At 33.6% G+C, this 17213-nt stretch carries 16 protein-coding genes; all 16 read right to left on the reverse strand.

Features of this window, described 5'->3' with window-relative positions; all coding sequences use genetic code 11:
* Positions 1-8: 8 nt before the first annotated feature.
* The 16 genes from srtB to NQ558_RS01600 all read right to left on the reverse strand — a co-directional run bounded on the left by srtB (position 9) and on the right by NQ558_RS01600 (position 16934).
* Entirely contained in the window at positions 9-746 is a 738-nt protein-coding gene (gene srtB, locus NQ558_RS01525) for a class B sortase (RefSeq protein WP_040446781.1), read from the reverse strand.
* 71 nt (positions 747-817) lie between these two features.
* Positions 818-1933 carry a DUF7601 domain-containing protein gene (locus tag NQ558_RS01530; protein WP_156774974.1) on the reverse strand — a complete coding sequence of 372 codons (1116 nt, stop codon included), beginning with the start codon at positions 1931-1933 and terminating at the stop codon, positions 818-820.
* Between the two features lie 215 nt (positions 1934-2148).
* A complete protein-coding gene (gene lepB / locus NQ558_RS01535; RefSeq protein ID WP_005361653.1) occupies positions 2149-2856 on the reverse strand; it encodes a signal peptidase I in 708 nt (235 codons plus the stop codon).
* 41 nt (positions 2857-2897) lie between these two features.
* Positions 2898-8282 (reverse strand): discoidin domain-containing protein, encoded by a 5385-nt coding sequence (locus NQ558_RS01540; protein WP_040446783.1) that lies wholly within the window; start codon positions 8280-8282, stop codon positions 2898-2900.
* Between the two features lie 837 nt (positions 8283-9119).
* Positions 9120-10766: a recombinase family protein gene (locus NQ558_RS01545; RefSeq protein WP_005363033.1), complete on the reverse strand. Its 1647-nt coding sequence runs from the start codon at positions 10764-10766 to the stop codon at positions 9120-9122.
* A gap of 96 nt (positions 10767-10862) precedes the next feature.
* The gene (locus NQ558_RS01550) at positions 10863-11018 is read right to left on the reverse strand and encodes a hypothetical protein (protein ID WP_005363035.1); all 156 of its coding nucleotides are present in this window, start codon (positions 11016-11018) and stop codon (positions 10863-10865) included.
* Positions 11018-11383 (reverse strand): type II toxin-antitoxin system PemK/MazF family toxin, encoded by a 366-nt coding sequence (locus NQ558_RS01555; protein ID WP_005363038.1) that lies wholly within the window; start codon positions 11381-11383, stop codon positions 11018-11020. The genes NQ558_RS01550 and NQ558_RS01555 overlap by 1 nt, the downstream gene beginning before the upstream one ends.
* On the reverse strand, positions 11380-11760 hold the full coding sequence (locus NQ558_RS01560) for a recombinase family protein (RefSeq protein WP_005363040.1): 381 nt from the start codon (positions 11758-11760) through the stop codon (positions 11380-11382). Before NQ558_RS01560 ends, NQ558_RS01555 begins: the two co-directional genes overlap by 4 nt.
* 12 nt (positions 11761-11772) lie before the next feature.
* Positions 11773-12093: a helix-turn-helix domain-containing protein gene (locus NQ558_RS01565; protein ID WP_040447147.1), complete on the reverse strand. Its 321-nt coding sequence runs from the start codon at positions 12091-12093 to the stop codon at positions 11773-11775.
* A 117-nt stretch (positions 12094-12210) separates the two neighbouring features.
* Positions 12211-12582 (reverse strand): hypothetical protein, encoded by a 372-nt coding sequence (locus NQ558_RS01570; protein ID WP_005363044.1) that lies wholly within the window; start codon positions 12580-12582, stop codon positions 12211-12213.
* A 134-nt stretch (positions 12583-12716) separates the two neighbouring features.
* The gene (locus tag NQ558_RS01575) at positions 12717-13013 is read right to left on the reverse strand and encodes a helix-turn-helix domain-containing protein (protein WP_005363046.1); all 297 of its coding nucleotides are present in this window, start codon (positions 13011-13013) and stop codon (positions 12717-12719) included.
* 655 nt (positions 13014-13668) lie between these two features.
* Positions 13669-13794, reverse strand: a complete 126-nt coding sequence (locus NQ558_RS01580; RefSeq protein WP_005363048.1) for a hypothetical protein — start codon at positions 13792-13794, stop codon at positions 13669-13671.
* Positions 13795-14113: 319 nt separating this feature from the next.
* A complete protein-coding gene (locus NQ558_RS01585) occupies positions 14114-15430 on the reverse strand; it encodes a sensor histidine kinase (protein ID WP_005363051.1) in 1317 nt (438 codons plus the stop codon).
* A gap of 8 nt (positions 15431-15438) precedes the next feature.
* Positions 15439-16173: a LytR/AlgR family response regulator transcription factor gene (locus NQ558_RS01590; protein ID WP_005363053.1), complete on the reverse strand. Its 735-nt coding sequence runs from the start codon at positions 16171-16173 to the stop codon at positions 15439-15441.
* A 21-nt stretch (positions 16174-16194) separates the two neighbouring features.
* Positions 16195-16782 carry an accessory gene regulator B family protein gene (locus NQ558_RS01595; protein WP_005363055.1) on the reverse strand — a complete coding sequence of 196 codons (588 nt, stop codon included), beginning with the start codon at positions 16780-16782 and terminating at the stop codon, positions 16195-16197.
* A gap of 2 nt (positions 16783-16784) precedes the next feature.
* A complete protein-coding gene (locus tag NQ558_RS01600; RefSeq protein WP_005363057.1) occupies positions 16785-16934 on the reverse strand; it encodes a cyclic lactone autoinducer peptide in 150 nt (49 codons plus the stop codon).
* Positions 16935-17213: the final 279 nt, after the last annotated feature.

Here is a 17213-nt window from a genome sequence, read left to right on the forward strand (position 1 = left end):
TTGTTTTTTTATTTATCCAACCGTCCAAACAAGACAACTCGTTCATTCGTTCCTGCTTCAGCGCAGGTTGATATTCCGATAATCTTATCATCATGATTCAGAGGAATATCACGATACTGAACTGCTTCGTCCTTAATATATTTCAAAAGGGTATCTAAATTGTCTTTACCTTGTACGGTCGGATTATAAATTTTGTTATTAAATTCCTGAGTCTCTACACACGCAAACAATGTAATCTTATATGTATCATCTAACAAAAACAATGCTCCTGTCTTGTGCTCCTGAAAATAATCATCATTTTTAAATTCAACAACATCTCCAAACATAGCACCATATTCCATATGATGACCATAAATAATTGAATAACTGTCAGTAAAATCACAAGCATTTCGATAATCTAAAAAGATAGAACCTGAAAAGGAAAATTTACCAAATACATCTTTGTTCAAATATTCCTGATTATCTTTTCCCTGAACAACAGGATAACTAATATGGGTATCAAAAATTGTAATCCACCCAACCACATCCTTGTTCAACTTCATAAGTTCTCCTAGCGTAATGCTATTCGGCCCATCCCCAGTAGGCTGGTATTTAAGCAAATCATTGGATGAAAATGCCCCACGATATATCATTATGGTATTCCATAACGAATAACCACCATATAACAGCATAATCAGAACCAACACCATGGCTATAAAACTAAGTATTTTATTTCCAACCCTTGCACATTTTACTGCTATCCCCACCTTGATATCCTTTCCATATCACGCAATTACTTGTTTCACGTGTAAAAACTCTCACAAACTTATTCTAATTTTTAGTATTCTGCTCTTTTCTTACGGAATAATACAAATGCTACAGCACCTGCTAAAACAACCATAAGTGCATATGGTCCGTAACTTGAAGCAAAACCTGTTGCGGAACCGGTCCTGTCATTGGTAAATGCAACTTCCTGTGTCTGTAATGAAGTTCCAGCATCAATGGTACCTGTTGCTGTTTTAATATTTCCACTTCCACCGGCCTTATTAGTACCATTCAATTTTGTCTCAAATGTTGTTTTATAGTCGTCTGCTTCTAGCTCTTTAATTGTATAGGTATCATTTTCAGTTAAACCATAAATTTTCACTGTATCTCCATGTTTCAGTTCAATTCTTGCAGCGGTACCTTTTTTAATTGCCGGTTGTCCTTCTAAATTATACCATTCGCCTTCTGCACCGTTAATTGTAATTTCAAAGATAAACTTTTTATCTCTTTCACCATAGTTACCAGTTACTGTCTTACTAATAACTAAATCGTTTACTGTTCCGTCTGGCTTTGGAACTGGGTTCTCTGTATCCGGCTTATTAACACCATATGTATTTACAAAAGCTCCACTCTTTACAAGTTGCCCATCTTCTTGGTACAAGACTAAAGATGCACTTGCAATATAAAAATTGGTTCCATCTGTAGCAACAGTAACATCTAAATATCTCTCTCCGACATCATATTTAATGCCTTCATAGGTCCCCTCTTTCTGCTTTACTTTATAACGGTAAGTTCCGATACCTTCCGTTGTAAATTTATCTGCAACTAAGGTAAATGTAAGTTTTTTACTAATAGATGTCTCAGTTAAATCTTCTGCTGCCGGTGCTAATTCAATTGTTCCTGGTTTTACAGCACCTGCTGGCGCATTTTTAAACGGTGGCTTTAAATCCTTACCACCATTTGTTGCTTTTGCCTGTTCTGCTGTTAAATTAGTAACCTCAAATTCAAATGTTGTATTTGGAGCATATACATCTGCTCTCTTATACAAATTTACATCAAGTGAAGCGCTTGTTACAGGTTCTGCTGCATTCACTGTTTTCATAGTTCCCGGCAATAATGTAATTGCCATTGCCACCGTCATAACACCTGCTGCTATGCGGCTAAAGATTTTTTTTTTTTTCAAATTCATAGTAAACATCCTTTCTTTTATTATTTTTTTGTTTTTCGAATTCATAATAAACATCCTTTCTTTTATTATTTTTTTTACATATTCTATAGGAAGTACCAAAATACTACCTTTATCACAGAGATACATATGGATTATATTTCTCTGTCAGATTCATTGATATTGTTTCTCCAATCTGCCCTCCGTAATACACAATAAATTACAAATCAGCGCTTCAATTACAATTCATTTTTTCTTATAATTGTAATCACTTTTCCCTTAATCTCTTCCATTTCTACTGCGCCGAAATATCGACTGTCCTTTGCTCCCTCACGGTAATCACACAAGATAAAATATTGATTTTCTCTGAGCGTAACCGGATATGATACATTATTATCATACATAGGTGTCGAATAATATATATCATTTTCTGCAAGCAACGAACCATTAACTTTTACTTCTGCTTCATTGGTGATTTCTACCGTATCGCCATCTTTTGCAATGATTCTCCCAGTATACGAAACACCATCTTTTTCAAAAATCACCACATCTCTAATGCTAAAGTTATTCTCCAAGCGATAGAAAAGCATCAAATCTCCTGCATTGATTTTCGGTGACATATCTTTATTTTTCATTGGTGTAATCCCAAAAATCACACCAAATATAATATACACCAATGCCGCCAGAAAAACCAGTCTTTCAAAGAATATGATAATTTCTTCTTTTTGAAACAGTTTCTTTCTTTTGTTTTTAATTACCTCTTCGGGATCATCTATGTCCTCTGCCTCTTTGGCGGTTCCTTTGGCATCATAAACATTCTGATATTCTTCCTGCAATTCATCCAGCTTTCGCCAAACGTCTTTTTCATCTATCCCCCCGAACATTTTTTTTCGGAACTTAAGATTTTTTAACAAGTTCGAAATATCCTTCATGTTCTTTGATGCCATAAGATTCCCTTCCCGAAAATTATTTTTTACAGTTATTCTCTTCAGCCTAACTTTCTAAATTTTCCTTTTTTTCCTGCCACAAAACAAGCTACTGCCAATAATGCACAACCAAGTAAAATGATAAATGGCTTTGCTCTATTGTTCAAACCGGTAGGAGTCAGGTCACGTGTGTTGGTACATGTAGTCGATTTGTCCTCAGAAATTACTACTTTCTTAATTTCTGAATTCCACGTTGTAACATATCCTTCTGATGAATAATCATCTTCCGAAACGCTGGCAGTACAGCCATCCGGTACTACAAATTCAATGCTTTCATTATGTTTCAGACTGAAACTATATGTAGAACCATTTGACGTTACCTTTCTATCATTCGGGAAGGTGTCATCATTATAACTTACCGCCGCTTCACTCAATGTCAACGTGAATTTAAATGACTTATCCCGTTCACCAAATTTGCCTTCTACTTTCTTTGTAACTTTAATCGTACGTGTCGGCTTATAAATATTGGTGATTGTCGCTGAATTTGACTGACTTCCTTTATAATTAATTCCGCTTGCACCAATTGAATACTCAAATTGTTGTTTTGCATTTACTGGCAAATTATTAATTGTTTCATTAATGCTGTCAGTAATCTGAACCAATGCATATCTATTGTTATCTTTACCATTGAATGTTCTGTCAACCTTTTCAACAACTGTATATCGGTCACCATCCTGTAAGCCTAACTCTGAAGCTTGAATCGTTCCACTTGCGAAAAGCCCTCCGGCATCATTCGCATTCACTTTTTCGATTTCTTTAAAATCACTCAGTGTTACTAATTTCTTCTGATTTCCATTTACTTTCGCTAATTCAACGGTCACCTTGTAATCCTTCGGAAGATTTTTTGCTTCCACACCCTGCACAATCTTTGTGACCGTTATAATATTTTTTACATACACAAGAACTAATGTATCATGATTAAATTCTACAGTCATCTGCCCTTTATTATTATAATAGAAGTCCTTATCGTTCATTTTTGCATTTGTTAAAGTATAGTCGGACAGATTGTAAGTTGTACCGTCTTTCTCAAAACTACTAGGAACAACTACCTTTCCACCAGGAACCGTTTTCCCCTCTATTGTATGCTCTGTTACTGTGTTTAGATTGCCATTTACACCATATTCCTGAAGTTTATATGTTATGGAATAACTTTTCCTCATTTCAAAGGAAACATTATCCAAAAGGTTTCCTACGGTAAGGTTTCCACCATTGTTGATTTCACTATGTGTTTTTCCGCCACCCTCTGCAGAAACAAAGAAGAAACGTGTTAAATGATCCTTATCTGTATTCGGTACTTTATACTGTCCTCTATGGCGTTCCCAATGCCCTGCTGCAACAGACTCACTACGAACTTTCCATACTCTTGCCACAATTCCACTCCCGAGATTGATTTCTGTTCCCTCATCATATTCTGATTTGGAATTCTTCAACTGATTATCATTATCCATTGTTTTCAGTTTTTTGATAAAGGTATCTGATATACCATTGTTTGGATTCAACTGCTCTGAAGTCATATATTGCCTTGCATCTTTTGCCGCCATTGCCACGACATACATCGTATTTTGATTCCAACGTCCTGCATGATCCAAATCCCAATAACACTCTGATGAAGGTGTTGTCAGAATATCTTGATACAACGCCCCGATATTCTCACAATTCAATTCAGCAAACTGATCACCATGGGTCCCATCTTTATACATTTCCTCATAAGTTACGGAAAACTGACCTTCCTGGTACTCTTTATTTACTTTCAGATTTCTACCATTAACAATTTCAATATCATGACCAACCTTGGTACCGCCATTAATACTTTGCCAGCCTGGTCCTGTTGTTTTCCAATACAGCCCCGGATATCCATTCGGATATTGCTGTTCATCCCCATTCGCGTTAAATGGGAACGACGCTCCTGATTTTCCCGGTGTGCACATAATCGGATTTTCAAAGTCACCATTCTGTACATTATTATAGTAGTTTACTCTATATACCAATGACCAATCGTCTTTTCCATCTTCACTGACACGGTAATACATACCACCACCTGCATCACGAGAAACATCAAGTTTCTTTCCACCATTATACAATACCTGCATGTCATCTCTCTTCTCTGGTATATCCTGCCAGTCGTTTACGCCATCACTGCTTCTCTGCCATTTATATTTAATATTTTGGGGATCCTTCACACCCAGACAACCATCCTCTTCAATAGTGTCTACAATGGAAAGGCTATGTGCTTTTGTAATGTTAATTTTAATTTTAATTTCAAATTTAGGATCTTTCTTACCAAGATCACTTACATTGTTTGTTGTACCATAAATCTGACATCCAATCCATGTGCTAACAGAATCTTTATTTCCCAAATCCTTAATTTTATACTGAACAGTGGCTGCTTTCTGCCCACAGAATTCTAAAACATCACTATTATAATCATTTGCCCCCCACTTGTTATTATTTTTAACAAGGTTTGCATCTTTCGAATTTCCAGACCAACGTACTTTATCTTTCTCGTTATTTTCATCTTCTCCAAAATCAATATGTATATCTCTTGGATTAACGTAGAAATAGATGTAATTATTTTTGCCTGGTTCATAAACGACTTCATAAGTGTCATTTGTGGCTAATACATCTCCCTGCACCAAATCTGCATTTAATATTGTATAATCTTTTTCCGATCCATCCGCATACTTCATATGAGCCGCTTTTTCCGTTTCGGTTTTATCATATAGTTTATCGACCAGATAAATTCCGTACTTTTTCCCTTGAACATCTTTCCAATATTCCTGTAAATTCGTTTCCTTACCCCATGCTTCAAACTCCCAGATAGATAGTCCCCATGAGCTATTAGCAGCTTTCGATGACTCTATCCGAATGTAAGATGCATTTTTTTCACTGTCCAGTTTAAAGCTATATCCAACTCTGGCACTGGAACTAAGATTGCCTGCTGACCCTGGATTTTTCCATCCGGTTACAGTCTTTATTGTCTCCCATGACTTTCCATCCTTCGATGTTTTAATTGTAAAGTCCTCCGGATACGCACGTTCAAATTTTAAGTCTACACTGTGTAACGCATATTCTTTTCCAAGGTTAATCTGATACCACTGCGCATCTCCACTGATAGATCCCCATCTGGAGTCATCTTTTCCGTCAATCGCCCATGCAACTTCATTCTCGTTACTTGAACTTGCTGTTGCTGTTTTATTTACTGCCACATCTTTCACATCTGCCGGCAGTTTATCGCCTTTTACAACAAACTCCCAAATAGACAATCCCCAACCTTTATTTTTAAGACTTGTCGCATTAATTCTGATATATCTTGCCTTTCCATGATAAGAAATATTAGAATTCCATTGGTATTTTGCATTCGGATCTGCATTCTCGGAAGGTGTCCAGCCCTTTACAGTTTCTGTAGTCGTCCATGATTTTCTGTCTCTGGAAACCTGAATTTCAAAATCCTTTGGATAGGCACGTTCAAACTTCAACATAACCTGATTGATTTCATAAATCCCCTCAAGATCTATCTCAAACCAGTTTTCATTCTGATTTGCACGACCTCCCCATCTGGAATCATCATAACCATCTACCGCTTCTTCCGGAAAGTACCTTTTATAATTATCCTTATCATTGACATCATCACTACGGTTACCACTGGTTCTGACCGGCTTATCCAATGCGATATTGGACTTATCTACCTGTCGTGTTAATTCGAAACAATCAATATTGATATACTCGTTATATTTATTGCCCGTTGTTTGGCGTCCGGCAATATATATTGTATTCTCACCTTTTGGCAATGTAATGTCCATCTCTACGGTCTTTACTACATTCCACTCTCCTGTAGACGGAGCGGAAAGTTGTTTCCATTCTCCCTTTCCTATCTTTACAAATATATCTCCATCATATTTGGTTCCATATTTAACAGCAAGCTTATATTTACCTGCATGCTGTGCATAAACATTATACCCCAGGTACTCATGTTCCTCACCTGTCAGAGTATTCCAAATAGTTGCATATTTATTTTCAGAATAAATGCCACCACCATCATCTTTTATTTTATACTGCTTATCGTCACTTTTGTTTCCGGATACATGATACTCTTCTGCTTCATGTATTCCTTCTGCTAAAGGAGAAGAAATATCAAAATAGTCTAAATTAATCTGCTGCCAGTAATCTCCTGTTCCTGCATACCATATATTACTTGCACCTGTTATATCTATGGTATTTTCTCCACGTTTTAATTCAATAACAGTGCTAACCTCTCTTACATCATTCCAATCTGCCGTTTGGTTTGCTGTAACAGATTTCCATGATCCTCCATTCAATCTGACATCAATATTCGTAGGTTTGCTGCCATCACCTGCATTATTTCTATACGCATATCCTATGGTCAACAAATATTTTCCCGGTCTTTCAGCGTATAATTTCTGTGTCAGATAGGAACGAATATCCTTTCCTTCATCATCCAGAGGATAGGAATTTAAGTTGCCAACATATCCACTTCCCGAAAACTTTTTATTCCAATCATTATCTGCATTGATATCAACTTTAGCCGGATTCTTTGCACCGCCTTGTGTATATGAATCAGCATGTTCTGCTTCATGTCTGCCTTCTGCCGGCACTTCTATTGCCACAAGGTCAAAATAATCCAGATTGACCCACTGCCAATTATTGGTATCACCATACCACACATTGCGCGCACCTGTAACATCAATCTTATTATTACCCTTCTTTAAATTAATTTCTTTACTAACGACACTAACAGTATTCCAAGAATCTGTTAAAGGAACACCATCTATATGAATCCACTCTCCATCGTTAACTCTGACGTCAATTTCTGTCGGCTTACTTTTATCATCGCCCATACCATTAATCCCAGCAGTATATCCGATTTTGATTTCATATCTTCCAGCAGACGGACAATTTACATTTGTCGTAATGTAGGAAGGTTCATCATTCGGCCATGTATTCATGTCGGAAACCCAACCACTATTCGAAAAATTTTCATTGCCACTGTTTTTCTTTGGTTCACTTCCTGAGCCGTGCACAGTATCGCAATTTTCTGCCTCAAATCTTCCCAGACCGCTTGGTTCCGGAAGAACTGCTCTAACAGCTTTTTTCAAAGGCGTATCCACAATTTTTTTCACAGGATTTTCAGCACGTCCCAATTCTGCTGTTACATCTTTGGTGCTTTCTTCCCACACTGTTGCATCTTCCTCTGCAAGGGTTGCATCTTCTTTTGCAGGCGTTGCATCTTCTTTTGCAGGCGTTACATCTTCTTTTGCAGGCGTTGCATCTTCTTTTGCAGGCGTTGCATCTTCTTTTGTATCAGTTGTCTCTTCAGAAATCGCAGTTGTTTCTTGAATTGTATCATCTGCCAATGTAGATAATGACATATTGCTCATCCCCGACACGAAAACAACGAGTGCTAGCATAACTGCAAAACATTTCTTTATGCTCCTGCTCATATCTTATTCCCCTTTCTTTTTATATCGTTAACCAAAAGCACCATTTATCATTTTATCTGTGTTATAGTTTCTGTATTATACTATTTTATAATTCCGTCCAATGGTATAATTGCATGTTTGTATTATACTACGTTTTCTCTTGAAGTTCAATTATCTATTGCTTTATCCATCTTTTTCTAGACACATAAAATATCCTGCCCATACAACACCTTCTTCGCAAAGTTTACTAATGTGCTTTTCAATAAATTCGATGACTGGATATACGTTATATTTTGGATTGTGAAGAAATCCTAAAGGGATGATTTTTAAAAGGTTTCAATTGTGTCAGATTAACATTCTTAATTTCTTCCATTTTCAAATGCTCCTTTCAAAAAAATAAGGATTGCTCATTTTCATTGCTGAAAACGAGTAATCCTTTGTCTTAATTACTACGAAGTAAATATTTGTTTTTTCTTTAATTGTGAACGTTACTACCGTGTGTTCCCAATCACCACATCTAATACTACAGAAACGTCAACTCCATTGGAAAGTGTCTTTTTTCTCCTATTTGAGCCATTTTTATCAAACCTAAAAAAGCTCTCAAAGTGCCTAAAATCAAGGATTCTTACATATCGACCCGATGTAGTGCAACCACGCACTCTACATGTGTGGTCCCCAAGTAAAGAACACATATTAGTAGGGGCGTCACAGGATAAAGAACAAACATTTTTTACTTCTAGTTCTTCCAGATTACTCATATCCAGTCCTCCTAGTTAAATGTTTATTTTATTTACATGTTACCTCAACATCGCTCATTCCTTTCAGAACAAATGTTAGTTTATATGGTTCTATTGTACCATCATCGAGCACCGTGCCTACTATAACTTTTTTTACAATGCTCTCAAAAACAACTCTGTCAAATTCATCAAATACTTTTGCATCTTTTATATTATTACGAATTTCACACATTCGGTTTTTAATAGTTTTTTGATTCAAATTATTATCTGTTAGCATTCTCTTTTCATTTTTTAACTTTGAAATATTGTATGACAACTCTTCATATTTTTTATTGTAGGCTTCTTCATTAATTTTATCATCCAACATCATATCGGTCAATTTATTACGTTTATCCTCTTGCTTTGCCAACGATTTATCTATGCGTTTTAACTTATTTACACAGTCATCACTGTTTAAAGATTCTTCAATAGTTGCCAACAAATTGTCTAATACATCATCAAAATTATCTGCCATTAAACTCATCATCTCTAAAAAAGAATTTTCTATTATTGACTCATCAATTGCCCTACTATGCTCACACGCTGCTATTCCATTTCTTATTTGATTTGAACATTTCCATACTGGTTTTAATGTACTTCTTGATTGATGATGTATTCTTCTTGTATAAATTTCTCCACAAAAACCACATTCGCACATACTACTGAGAGCATACATTTTATTATTTCTTATACGTATTACAGGGTCATTATTTACCGCACTTCTGTATCTACCTTTTCTTATTTCCTGTGCTCTATCCCAAACCTCTCTTGATACTATAGGCTCATGATGATTCTCAATATAAAATTTGTCTTCTTCACCTCTGTTTTCCAGACGTCTTTTTGAGATTGGATCAACAGTATATGTCTTTCCTAATAACAAATCTCCTTTATACTTTTCATTTTTTATTATTCCTATTACACCACTATCAGTCCATTTACAAACTCCTTTTTTATTCAATCTACATTGTCTTTTTAGTTCTTTGGCAATTGATATTCCTCCCATACCTGACAAATATAAATCAAATATAAGCCGCACTGTTTCAGCTTCCTCTTCATTAACTGTAATAGACTTGTCTTCTTTATGATAATCATATCCAAGGCAACCATTAAATCCCATTAATTCTCCACGCCTCATCTTCATCTTGACTCCCATTTTTACATTAGCCGATAAGGATTCCACCTCATTCTGAGCAAGCGTTGATAATAAAGCTAATTGCATCTCGCTTTCCATCGTTGAAGTATTTATATTTTCTTTTTCAAAAATAACTGTGACGCCTTTACTTTTAAGCATTCTAACATATTGTATGGTATCAACTAAATTTCTTGAAAATCTTGATATTGATTTTGTAAGTATAATATCTATTTTTCCATTCATACAATCGTTAATCATTCTCAAAAAATCATCTCGCTTTTTTGTTTTAGTTCCTGTAATTCCCTCATCAGCATAAATGCCAACTAAAATCCATTCTTTACTTTGAGATATTTTTTCTTGATAATATTGCTTTTGTGACGTAAAACTATTTAGCTGTTCTTCATCATCTGTGCTTACCCTAACATAAGCCGCCACTCTTTTCCTATTAAATTCAAGTGCGTTTCCTTCAAATTTTCTATCTCTAATAACAGGTTCATCACTCGCTTTAATAACCTTGACATCCATTTTTGTGACCTCCTTTTTGTAATTTTCTTAAGTATATATATAAACTTAAATATGAACAAACCTACAGAAAAGCCAACATAAAATGTCGGCTCTTCTTTAAAAACTTACTATGTCATACTCATTCATCAGTTTTCTCTTAATTCTTGAATATTCATCCATTGAAATGTATTCTTTTCTCATTATCCATCCTAAAACAGCCAGTTTTTTTGTTAACTCTAGTTCTTTTGATTTTTCATTATGTTGAATCTCCATTACATATCAACTCCAAGCTGTTTTATTATCGCGTCATTCACTTTTTTCATGACTTCTGATGTTTCTGGAATATGCCCAACTTTACTTATTATTTTCTTTTTTGCCACAACTGTAATTTGTTCTACTAACAATAATGATTCTTCTTCAAAGTATCCTTTCACATCCTTTGGTGTAACCAATATGTGTGTTATAATTTTTTTCTTTGGTACTCTGCTTGTGCAAGGACAAACTGATAATGTATTTGAATATTTATTATTTTTATTATTGCTTACTACTACACACGGACGAACACCTGACTGTATCGAAGTTTTCGGATGTTGACCTAAATCCACATATATAACATCTCCTCTAATAATTTGCTTCATGCCTTTTCTCCTATCTTGAGCTGTAAATTTAATTTTCCTTCGTCAACTGTTATTATCTGCCCTCCTGCCTGAATAACTTTTCCTATTTTCTGATAGGCATCTTCTATATTTTGTGAAATTGCTGCCATATTGCATACTAAAATTCCGTCTGCTTTTTCGTTTTGTATTTCTCTTACCATTTTATTAAAGTGCGTATTTACAACACTGCATCCCATAATGTTTTTGTGCATAATTTTAATAATTCTCAAGTTATGTGCTTTAGCATATTCACTAATGTAATTAAGCTGTTTTTCTTCTTTCCAATCCACATTTTTATCTGTTGCATTCGCCACAGATAAGTATGCAATCACATTTATACTTTTCTTTCTTTTACTCATTGTTTCCTCCTATTAATTTGGTATTTCCTTTATCATTTGTACAAACTGCTGACTGAAATAAGTCCTCATTTCCGGTGAGAGTTTTCTTAATTCTTCATCAACAGATATGTTTCCCTGTTTATTTTGTATAGCAAGAATTGTATTTGCATCCGTATCTAATTCCGTTACCAATGCATATAACAAATCTATGCTAATTCTTCTGGTTCCCTCTTCCACTTGCGTAATGTGAGAAACACTTTTTCCAACAGCTTCGCTAAGCTCATCTATTGTCATATTCTTATCTCTTCTTAACTGTCGGATAATAGAGCCGACGTTCCAACCTTCATATTTCACTTTACCTTCTCCTCTATGTACTAATCCGCTTCCTGCTCTGTCGGACAGGCAACTACTCGCCTGCCCGATGAGTCATAAACAATAACCTCTGAGGGATAGATTACTTTCTGATATTCCTTAACATTCATAATCGTAATTGACTGCTGCAAAACATCCCTCATCAAAAAGATAAACTCCTACTTCGTTTTCTTTCATTACTGAAAGAAATGCTTCTTTTTCAATAGGATCATCACTTATGTCATTTAATGTTCTTAACACAATAAGGTTAATATTCTTATTTGCCATTTCATCTAAAAACTGATTAATAGTTTTTCTTTGAACTCCTGTTTCACCACTTGCATCTAAAAACCAGTAATTCACATTTAGGAGTCTTTTCTTACATTCATATCCGATGCGTTTTGTAACATCAATTACTGTATTAAAATCCTTCTGTGATTTGATAAATATCACTCCATTTGCAACTTCTTTTCCATCAAAAATTTTCCACATAAATCTATATACCTACTTTCATATTATTTGACTAATCAATGTGCACGTTTCTTAATCACAATTAAACTTTACAACTTTTAAATTCTTATTTTTATGAGGTTTCATACGTAGTAACTACGTATCATATGCGTAGTTTATATATTTTCCAGAATTCCTTTTAATATTTTCATTGCTAATTCTTTCTTTTCTTCTGGAACGTCAGTTAATAATTCACTACTCTTCCTTCCTATTATTAGATAATCTAATGTTGTATCCAAAATAGATGCCATTTCTACAAAGGTCTCTATGGTTGTGCTATGATTTCCCAATTCTATTCCACTGTAGGTTCTATGGGATATATTTAGCTCTTCGGCAAAGCTCTCCTGTGTATAACCTTTTGCCTTTCTTAATTCTTTGATTCTTTTTCCGCTTTCTTTTACGTTATAGTTCATTATTTCTTTCTCCTTTCCTGGCAGATACCAGTTCAGGTAGAAAAAAACTAATTACTAATCATTTATCTGAAGTTCAGTTACGTACAAAAAAAGACGCAAAGAGAAAGTCAGTTAATAAACTGATATCTTTCCCCTGCGTCTCTGGTGCTCCTACGGTCACATATATATGTTTAACCGCATGCCCTTATCAGGTGGGCCTTATTATTCAATTTTATATATATATTTGTCCATGTAAAGAACATTTTTTTAAATATTTTTCAGTACATTTTTTAAATCTTAGAACTCTTCCACAACGATTACATTTAATTGCAATAGATAATTCGCCAGATGAATAATCAAATAATCTCTTTTTGCATTTCACACAACGTATCTGAATCATATTCTTCAATCACTAACACCTCCATTTTAGAGGTTATAATCATACAACAACTTATCATACCACAACCTCTCATTAGAATGTCAGTCAAAAGGGAACGTCAAACTGAACATTTATACTGTTTAGCTGATTACTAGTAGCGATACAATACATTATACAAACATTTGTTCGATTAGTCAATGTGATCTTTACTATTAATATAATCAAATTAAATCCGTTAAGCGTTACGTTAAATAAAAATCGTTAAACAAATCAAATTAAATGCGTTTTTAAGCAAACTTATTCCAAAACATAAAGTTTTGTAATATCAGCAACTAGATTATCGTCTAAATCCGTTTTATCCACACATATATACTCTATCCAACTTATATCATTCTCAAGACTGATATAATATGTTCTTTCCATTTCCTTCACTTCCCATTTTTCTGGACCAATGAGAGTTTTCCATTGCTCTCGTTTGAGATATTTTCTTACTTTAGTTACTTAATTCATAAGCACCTCCGACTAACATAACTATACACAACTATAATTAGCATTACTATGTAGTTGGTCGAGGTTATTATCTCATGGATGTTAAAGTGATGTAAGACACTCTTTTATTGAGCGCTTACATTTTATGGTCGATTTTTGTAAAAATAAGACCCCACAACAATATTTTAATATTGCTATAAGGTCTTATCGTTCACTAATATTAAACTATACATTGCAAAATCATTCTCAATTATCAACACATACTATTTTCCAGAATAAGTACTGATTTAAAAACATTATCGCTCCATGTGCTACTGAGCCATCCATTATATTTTTCTGCTATTTGCTGAACGCTTTTAATCCCCAAACCATGAAATTCTTTATTCTGTTTTGTTGTTTTCAATACACTGTCTTCCTCCACTATCATTGAAGTATATGAGTTTTCTATTTTTATTACGCTGAAGCTGCCATCATTTTGCATAAACATCTGTATTCGTATCTTTTTCATATCACTTTTAGCAGCAGCTTCATACGAATTTGACAAAAGATTACTAAGCATTGCAACTAAATCAATTTCATCAACATACTCTATATTAAAACCTCGTTCAACAAAAATGTCACATTCTATATTTTCCTTTGATGATTTTTCCTTATAGTCACTCAATATGGTATTAAGAATTGTATTGCCGCTATATTCTATCATTTCAGCTTTTTCATATTTATCAAACAACTTACTTAACATATTCATTGCATCGTCTTTTTTGTCTTTTTTCAGAAGACTATAAACTGTTTTTATATGATGATTAGTATCATGTAATAATGTAATATATCTGTCATTAGCCACATTTACTTTTTTGTAACTTTCCAGTTCCATTTTCTGTTCCATAACAGTTCTACGATTTTTCTCTTTTTCAACTAAAATTTTGGCATACCTATTATAGCCATAAAATATTGCTGCATTTCCGATTAACATACAAAAGAAAAAGATTATTAACACACTTTTTGCTAAACTATTCTCCGTAAAATCAATACGACAGAATACTACAGAAAACATTATACCTAAACACGATAACGGCGTAAGTATATACAGACAAAAAGTTTTTCCGTCCATCATCTCTGATTCTTTTGAGGAAAATTGCTTAATAATTTCAAAAACAATAAAAGTCACCATTTTTACAATAATGGTTAACACAAATGCTGATGGTTCATTTACCATACTACTCTCAATAAGTTCTTTAGATGTGATATTTAAAACCGCTACGATGATTAATTCTGTTCCAAGTATAACAATTGTTCCAATCAATGTTCCAAACAATTTCTTAAAGACGTTACCGTTAAAAGCTACAATTGCTAATACAAAATAAACTACCGGTACACATATCAGATTCAATATTGTATTATCAATACTGTTTATTGCAAAAATGATTAATGCAAACACTAAAATTATAAATATATTATTTCTGCTTTTTCTTGGCTTGTTTTTCAAAAAATTATTGTAAAAACCAAATAGCATCCAAATTTCAAATATACACACCATTAAACGAAACATTAATATAATAATATCTTTCATACACCGTCCTATCTATATTTTCTTTCAAAATATAATGTCATCTTTTCTTTTAATTCTTTGCTTCTTGATCTTGATACAGAAAGTATTTCATCTGTAACCATCTGTATTTCGTCTTTGTTTTGTTTTTTTATATGTTTTAGATTAACAATATAGCTATTATGTGCATATGCAAAATGATAGTCTTTAAGAACTTCATAAATTTTGTCTATGCTATATTTACAGGAATATATTTTTTCTTCAGTATCCTTTTCACTATATGTATGTATTTTTGTTCCTCTTCTAGCAATACAAACGTATACAATTTCATGCGGTTGTACTTGCAAATAGTGTTTGCCATCATAACATACTAATGCAGGTTCATCATTATTCGCCTTGATGTGCTCAAATATTTCTTTAAACTCCATAAGCATTTTACTTTTTGAATATTCCTTTAATAAAAACCTAAATGGCGCTACCTTGATATTCTCTGGAGATGGTTTATATATTCCCGAACAAAATACTAGCGTAGTATTTTTATACCTTTTCCTCAATTCTATAGAAACTTTATTCCCATCCATTTCTTTCATTTGAATGTCTAAGATGACTAAATCTAAATCATACCTATTATCCATATCAAAAAGAAATTCTTCACCTGATAAATATTCAAATATGTTTACTTCATTCAATAAATTTAATTCTCTGATAATTTCTTTTACAAATTCTATAAATCCTTTGTCATCATCACATATGGCCATATTATACATCGTTCCGCCCCCCCCCCTCAATCAATTTGTTGCCTTTTTCATTTTTTCTTCAATCTTTCCTACTAAAACTGCTATTATTACTATACTGTGTGCAAATAATATAATTAAAGAATAAGTATATTGTCTATATATCACAAATACTGACATCAAGCAACATTCAATTATCCATATACAGATAGTTTTTCTCGTATATACTTTCTTTTCTTTTAGGGTAAGAGGCTTGTTTATATTCTGTACTGGAGCCATAAGCAATATAACACTCAAAACAATCATTTCAATTCCAATATACACAAGTTTACTATATATGGATATATTGCTAATTACCAGTAACATTAAAATCACAATTAAATTTGATATTATTGCACAGTGCCAAAACTTATCTGCATGCCATCCTCCGGCATAACTTCTTAATGGAATTGTCATTATTAGAAACCCCCATATTTCTAGCCATCTGCTTGTAATCAAACAAAGTATTATTACAATAGCTATATTTATGCCTCTTTCTAAAATTAGCGTGTACCCATACTGGTACACGCCAATTTCATCTTGTTTTATTCTTCCAGAATCTATTTGGCAATCAATAATATGACCTACTATTTTTTCAACCATATTTATTTTACCTTTTTGTATTTATTTGCAGTTTCTGGAAATTTCGGTTCATGAACAATCCATCCGCAAGCTGTATTTGCACTTTGAATTACCATTAATAGCGCCATACAATTTGCAATTATTCCTAACTTTGAATAAATTTTCTTAAACATTTTTTCCTCCTTTGTTTTTCATAAATTTAACGTTTTTGCTAACATTCGTCAACATAAGTGACAATTTTTGCATATTTTTGGTCTTTTTTTGTATTAAAAATATTCTTTTCTTTTTAAATTGTCATGGCATTCCCATTTTTCTCTGTTAGATAAACCGTAAAATGTAACTAAGATAATATGTTTTTTAGTCATCTATGTTCAAGGCCAAGGAAACAGGACTTAACCATTCATCTCATTTACCATCTAAACACTCTACCATATATTGTGTTATTCTACCTA

It is taken from the genome of Eubacterium ventriosum (assembly GCF_025150745.1).
Taxonomy (GTDB): Bacteria; Bacillota; Clostridia; order Lachnospirales; family Lachnospiraceae; genus Eubacterium_G; species Eubacterium_G ventriosum.

What these genes read in the sequence shown, in the direction of transcription:
- NQ558_RS01600 (WP_005363057.1), bottom strand. Translation starts at nt 16,934, where the DNA reads ATGTTTAAGAAAATTTATTCAAAGTTAGGAATAATTGCAAATTGTATG.
- lepB (WP_005361653.1), bottom strand. Translation starts at nt 2,856, where the DNA reads ATGGCATCAAAGAACATGAAGGATATTTCGAACTTGTTAAAAAATCTT.
- NQ558_RS01590 (WP_005363053.1), bottom strand. Translation starts at nt 16,173, where the DNA reads ATGTATAATATGGCCATATGTGATGATGACAAAGGATTTATAGAATTT.
- NQ558_RS01585 (WP_005363051.1), bottom strand. Translation starts at nt 15,430, where the DNA reads ATGAAAGATATTATTATATTAATGTTTCGTTTAATGGTGTGTATATTT.
- NQ558_RS01545 (WP_005363033.1), bottom strand. Translation starts at nt 10,766, where the DNA reads ATGGATGTCAAGGTTATTAAAGCGAGTGATGAACCTGTTATTAGAGAT.
- NQ558_RS01575 (WP_005363046.1), bottom strand. Translation starts at nt 13,013, where the DNA reads ATGAACTATAACGTAAAAGAAAGCGGAAAAAGAATCAAAGAATTAAGA.
- NQ558_RS01580 (WP_005363048.1), bottom strand. Translation starts at nt 13,794, where the DNA reads ATGGAAAGAACATATTATATCAGTCTTGAGAATGATATAAGTTGGATA.
- NQ558_RS01530 (WP_156774974.1), bottom strand. Translation starts at nt 1,933, where the DNA reads ATGAATTTGAAAAAAAAAAAAATCTTTAGCCGCATAGCAGCAGGTGTT.
- NQ558_RS01560 (WP_005363040.1), bottom strand. Translation starts at nt 11,760, where the DNA reads ATGAGTAAAAGAAAGAAAAGTATAAATGTGATTGCATACTTATCTGTG.
- NQ558_RS01540 (WP_040446783.1), bottom strand. Translation starts at nt 8,282, where the DNA reads ATGTCATTATCTACATTGGCAGATGATACAATTCAAGAAACAACTGCG.
- NQ558_RS01555 (WP_005363038.1), bottom strand. Translation starts at nt 11,383, where the DNA reads ATGAAGCAAATTATTAGAGGAGATGTTATATATGTGGATTTAGGTCAA.
- NQ558_RS01595 (WP_005363055.1), bottom strand. Translation starts at nt 16,782, where the DNA reads ATGGTTGAAAAAATAGTAGGTCATATTATTGATTGCCAAATAGATTCT.
- NQ558_RS01550 (WP_005363035.1), bottom strand. Translation starts at nt 11,018, where the DNA reads ATGGAGATTCAACATAATGAAAAATCAAAAGAACTAGAGTTAACAAAA.
- NQ558_RS01570 (WP_005363044.1), bottom strand. Translation starts at nt 12,582, where the DNA reads ATGTGGAAAATTTTTGATGGAAAAGAAGTTGCAAATGGAGTGATATTT.